Here is a 5,520-nt window from a genome sequence, read left to right as displayed (position 1 = left end):
GGTGGTCGCCAGGGCTCGCCCGCCGGTCCGCCGAGGTCGCCGGCCGCCGAGGTCGCCGGCCGCCGAGGTGGCCCCTCTCGACGCGCCAGGACCCCGAAGTCGTGCCCTAACGTGCCCTAACGGCGTGCCACAACGTGCCCAAGCGTGCGACACGGTGCCATTCCGTGCCCTATGCTGGGGCACGAAAACTACAGGTCAGGCGCTTTTGGGCCGTCTGACCTGCACGAATACCGGTTCAGAGGGTCGCACTTCCAAACTAGCTACGCGGGTTCGATTCCCGTCGCCCGCTCCAGAAGCGCCGCAGGCCCCCTCACCCGAGGGGGCCTGCGGCCGTTGTCATGCCTTGGTGCTCAGCGCGGCGATCTCGGTGATGTCCCGGCCCGCGCGCCGGCCCTTGTCCTCGAACCCGTCGGTGGGCCGCCACGGCGGCCGCTCCCCCGTGGTGACCTCGAACCCGCCGTGCTCGGCCAACTGGTCCAACGCCCACTGGGCGTACTGGGCGTGGTCGGTGGCGATGCGCAGCGTCCCGCCGGGCACGAGCCGGTCGCGCACCAGCGACAGGGTGCGTTGCTGCACGAAGCGCCGCTTCTCGTGACGCTTCTTCGGCCAGGGGTCGGGAAAGAACAGGTGCACGGCGCTCAGGCTGGACGGGGCGATCGAATCCTCGATGAACTCGATGGCATCCCCCTGATGCACCCACAGGTTGCCGACCCCCGCCGTGTCGGCCGCGGCCATCATGCGGGCCAGGCCGGGCACGTGCACGTCGACGGCGATGAGGTCGTGATCGGGGTGCGCGAGCGCGTAGGCAATGGCGGCCGCGCCGTGACCACAGCCGATCTCCAACACGAGCGGAGCGTCGCGACCGGTCAGATCGATCGCGTCGAGTGGTCCGTCGGGCACGCCCCGCACCGGCATGAACTCGGCCATCCGCTCGCGTGTGAGGGCCGAGTCGCGCCACCGTGGGGTGAACGAGCGCACCGTGGTGCGCGGGCGTTCCTGGGGGCTCAGTTGCGCCACAGGACCACCACCGCCCGGTCGTCGCCCTGACCGCCGCGGGCCGTGGCACACAGCCGTTCGGCCAGCCCGTTCAGGCCGGTCGGCACCTTGGCCTCGGCGATTCCGGCAAGTCGATCGATCCCGTCGAGCAGCCGGGTGGTGCGGCCCTCGATGACACCGTCGGTGTACAGGAGCACGGCGTCCCCTCTCTCCAGGGTGATGTTGGCCGAGGTGAAGGAGACGTCGGAGATGACACCGAGCAACGGGCCGGGGCGGTTGCCCATGACGTGCCAGAGCCCCGCGGACGCGTCGAACCGGACGGCCGGGGGGTGACCGGCGGAGGTCACCGCGGCCTCACCGGTCACGAGATCGAGGCTGATGTGGATCGCCGTGGCGAACCCCTCGTCCCAGTGCTGGCGAAGCAGGTAGCCATTGGCCGCCGGGAGGAACTCCTCGGGCGGCAGGGAGCCCTGCATGCCGGAGAACGCGCCCTGCAACTGCAACGCCCGAGAACCGGCATCCGACCCCTTGCCCGAGACGTCGACGACGGTCACCTCGAGCAGCCGCCCGTCGGCGCTGAGGTTCGTCACGACGAAGTCACCGGAGAAGCCCTCGCCATGGGCCGAACGCAGCTCTGCCTCCCCGCTCCAGCCGACCGGGAGCCGCGGCAACTGCCCGTGGGCGCGCAGTCGGTCGCGCAGGTCCAGCAGCAGCGTGGTGCTGCTGGCCCCCTGCAGGCCGAGGCGGGCGCGTGCGACGGCCGAGACGAGCAGGATGCCCATCACCACGAGCACCGCGAGTGAGGCCAGCGGCAGGGCGTCCTTCTCCCCGTGCAGCAGCACGTAGAAGACGACCAGCCACACGAGGATGTACGCGAAGACGGCGACCAACATCTTGACCTGCAGCCGCACCCCGGCCACGACGGCGCAGACGATGAGCACGGACACCGGCACCTGGTGCGGGTACCGCACCAGCAGGCACCCGAGCACCGTGACGGCGAGCAGGACGCCGCCGAGCCACCACTGCTGGCTGTCCACCACCCACCCCCAGCGCTCACGAACGGCCCGACGGAGCGCCGTGCGCGACCGGCGTCGGGCGATGATGCTCACCTCGGCCGGCGTGGGTTCGGGCAGCGGGGTGGAGGACAGGGCGGGCTCGATCCGATCAGTCAGCGACAACGGGGGTGGGCGGCAGGGTGCCGTCGGTCTCGTACGCCGAGACCATGTCGAGTCGTCGCTGGTGACGCGGCTCCCCGGAGAAGGCCGTCCCGAGGAACACGGTGACCATCGAGCGCGCCTGCGCGACCGTGTTCATGCGCCCGCCCAGGGAGATGACCTGGGCGTCGTTGTGTTCTCGGGCCAAGCCGGCCATCTCATCGTTGTAGCACAGCGCCGCGCGAATGCCACGGACCTTGTTGGCAGCCATCTGCTCACCGTTGCCCGAACCGCCCAGCACGATGCCCCTCGCGTCGACGCCGGCCTCGAGGTCGGCCGCCAGCGCCTGCGCCGCGCGCAGCACGAACACCGGGTAGTCGTCGAGGGCGTCGTACTGGGTCGGGCCGTGGTTGATGACCTCGTGGCCGGCCTCGGTGCAGTACTGGACGAGGTCGTTGAGCAGGTCGTAGGCGGCGTGGTCGCCGCCGATGTGAACGCGCATCAGGAGTCCGCCTTCCGCCCCTCGATGATCGGACCGGAGGTCCGGGTGCGCTTGAGTTCGTAGAAACCGGGCGTGTTGGCCACCAGCACACAGCCGTCGAACAACCGACCGGCCTCTTCACCCTTGGGGGCCGGCGTGATGACCGGCCCGAAGAACGCGACTCCGTCGATCGAGATCGTCGGCGTGCCCACGTCCGCGCCGACGAGCTCGACCACGCGAGCCTGCTTGGCCCGGATGATGTCGTCCAGGGAGGTGTCGTCGGCGAGCTGCGCCAGCTCACCCGGCAGCCCGACCTCGGCCAGGGCCTCGGCGATCACGGCGTCGACATCGCTGCGGGCCTCGATGTGGATCCGGGTGCCGAGCGCGTCGTAGAGCGGCTTGGTGATCTCCTCGCCGTGATCGCGAATGGCCGCCGCGAGCACGCGGGCGTAGCGCCAGGCCACCTGCATGTGGTCGGCGTAGTTCGGGTCGAGATCGCGACCCTCGTTGAGCGCAGCCAGCGACATCTGCGTCCAGGTGACGTCGACCGCACGGATCTTCTGCACCTCCATCATCCAGCGTGAGGACATCCACGCCCAGGGGCAGGTCGGATCGAAGAAGAACTCGACGGATGTGAGTGTGGGGGCACCAGTGGCATCGGTCATGGGCGCCATCCTCTCATCACCGGCGCGCCCGACCGACCATGTGCAAGCATGAGTCCACCTGCGCGCGTGCGCGGTCACCCAGCCCCGGCAACCCACTCCAGGAGGACCAGTGCCCGGCACCAACCTCACCCGCGACGAGGCCGAGGAGCGCGCCGGACTCGTCTCCGTGCAGACGTACGACGTCGCCCTCGACCTCACCACCTCCGAGACGACCTTTCGCACCCGATCGACCATCACCTTCAGCGCCACGACCGCCGGCGGCGAGACCTTCGTCGACTTCATCGGCGACTCGGTCCAGTCGATCGACCTCAACGGCGCGGCCCTCGACCCGGCCGACCACTACGACGGGGCCCGAGTCCGCGTGCCGGGGTTGGCCCAGCAGAACGTCCTGACGATCGACGCGACCGGGAACTACATGAACACCGGTGAGGGGCTGCACCGCTTCGTCGACCCGGTCGACAACGAGGTGTACCTGTACAGCCAATTCGAGGTGCCGCATTCCCGCCGCATGTACCCGGTCTTCGAGCAGCCCGACCTCAAGGCGTCGTTCACCTTCACCGTGACCGGCCCGGCCCACTGGCAGGTCCTGTCCAACACGGCCACCCCGACGCCCACGCCGACCGACTTCGACGGCGCTGCAGCCCCGGACGGCGTCGCGACGTGGCGGTTCGCCCCGACCCCGACGATGGCGTCGTACATCACCGCCCTCGTCGCCGGCCCGTTCGCCGTCGTGCGCGACACCGTCGCCACCCGTTCCGGGGACGTCGACCTCGGTGTGTTCTGCCGCAAATCGCTGGTCGAGTACCTCGACGCCGACAACATCCTCGAGGTGACCAAGCAGGGGTTCGCGTTCTTCGAGGCGGAGTTCGACCACCCCTACGCCTTCGGCAAGTACGACCAGGTGTTCACGCCCGAGTACAACTGGGGCGCGATGGAGAACGCCGGTCTGGTGACCTTCAACGAGAAGTACGTCTTCCGCGCCAAGGTCACCGAGTCGCTCATCGAGCGCCGGGCGCTGACGATCCTCCACGAGCTCGCGCACATGTGGTTCGGCAACCTCGTGACGATGAAGTGGTGGAACGACCTGTGGCTCAACGAGTCGTTCGCCGAGTGGGCCTCGACCACGTGCCAGGCCGAGGCCACCGCGTGGACGTCGGCGTGGCAGACGTTCTGCGCGCACGAGAAGTCGTGGGCCTACCGCCAGGACCAGCTCTCGACCACCCACCCGATCGTCGCTCCGATTCGCGACCTGGCCGACGTCGAGGTCAACTTCGACGGCATCACGTACGCCAAGGGCGCCTCCGTGCTCAAGCAATTGGTGGCCTACGTCGGGCGGGAGCCGTTCGTGGCCGGCCTGCGCACGTACTTCGCCACACACGCCTGGGGCAACACGACCCTCGACGATCTGCTCAAGGAGCTCGAGGCGACCAGCGGCCGCGACCTGCGGGCCTGGTCGGCGCTCTGGCTCGAGACGGCCGGGGTCAACACGCTGCGCCCGGTCATCACGGCCGACAGCCGCGGCTACGTCTCGCAGGCCCACATCGAGCAGACCGCGACGGCGCAGCATCCGACGTTGCGCCCGCACCGGCTGGCCGTGGGGGTCTATGACCTGCACGGAGCGCGGTTGGTACGCCGTGAGCGGTTCGAGATAGACGTCGATGGCCCCACCACCGCGCTGCCGCAGCTGGTCGGTCAGCGCCAGCCCGACCTGCTCCTGGTCAACGACGACGATCTGACGTACGCGAAGATCCGATTCGACGAGCGGTCGCTGGCCACCGCACTGGCGTACCCGCAGGCGTTCACCGAGTCACTGCCGGCGACGCTGACGCTGGCCGCGCTGTGGGACCAGACCCGCGACGGCGAGATCGCCGCGTGCGACTACATCCGGCTGGCCCTGGACGCGCTGCCCGGCAAGACCGACTCGACGATGGTCAAGACGTTGCTCGAGCAGATCTCCACGGCGACGTTGCGCTTCACCAGCGCCTCGCATCGGCCGAAGATGCGCCGCCACGTCGTGCACACCCTGCGCGACCTGGCGATCAGCGCGCCAGCGGCCAGCGACGCCCAGCTCCAGCTGGTCTCGGCGCACGCGGCGCTCCTGGCTCCCGGCGACGACACGGCCTGGGCTGCGGGTCTGCTTTCGGGCGAGGTGACACTGCCCGGGCTGGCCCTGGACACCGACATGCGCTGGCGTCTGCTCGCCGGGCTCACCGCCGCCGGAGCC

At 69.7% G+C, this 5,520-nt stretch carries 5 protein-coding genes; 1 reads left to right on the top strand and 4 read right to left on the bottom strand.

Features of this window, described 5'->3' with window-relative positions:
- Window positions 1–336 precede the first annotated feature (336 nt).
- From trmB to KD1_RS13985, 4 genes are read right to left on the bottom strand one after another with little or no spacing between them, the layout of a single operon-like run.
- Window positions 337–1,017: a tRNA (guanosine(46)-N7)-methyltransferase TrmB gene (gene trmB / locus KD1_RS14000; protein WP_245627422.1), complete on the bottom strand. Its 681-nt coding sequence runs from the start codon at window positions 1,015–1,017 to the stop codon at window positions 337–339.
- On the bottom strand, window positions 1,005–2,174 hold the full coding sequence (locus KD1_RS13995) for a PP2C family protein-serine/threonine phosphatase (protein ID WP_068402933.1): 1,170 nt from the start codon (window positions 2,172–2,174) through the stop codon (window positions 1,005–1,007). Before KD1_RS13995 ends, trmB begins: the two co-directional genes overlap by 13 nt.
- Window positions 2,161–2,652 (bottom strand): ribose-5-phosphate isomerase, encoded by a 492-nt coding sequence (locus KD1_RS13990; RefSeq protein ID WP_068402924.1) that lies wholly within the window; start codon window positions 2,650–2,652, stop codon window positions 2,161–2,163. Before KD1_RS13990 ends, KD1_RS13995 begins: the two co-directional genes overlap by 14 nt.
- Window positions 2,652–3,296: a mycothiol-dependent nitroreductase Rv2466c family protein gene (locus KD1_RS13985; protein ID WP_068402923.1), complete on the bottom strand. Its 645-nt coding sequence runs from the start codon at window positions 3,294–3,296 to the stop codon at window positions 2,652–2,654. Before KD1_RS13985 ends, KD1_RS13990 begins: the two co-directional genes overlap by 1 nt.
- Window positions 3,297–3,405: 109 nt before the next feature.
- Between KD1_RS13985 and pepN the strand changes: the two genes are divergently transcribed.
- On the top strand, window positions 3,406–5,520 hold a 2,115-nt coding region (gene pepN, locus KD1_RS13980; RefSeq protein WP_068402922.1), incomplete at its 3' end, for an aminopeptidase N.

Origin of the sequence: Kribbia dieselivorans NBRC 106261, from assembly GCF_001552435.1 — a bacterium.
GTDB lineage: Bacteria > Actinomycetota > Actinomycetes > Actinomycetales > Dermatophilaceae > Kribbia > Kribbia dieselivorans.
This window is presented reverse-complemented; position numbering and strand designations above follow the sequence as displayed.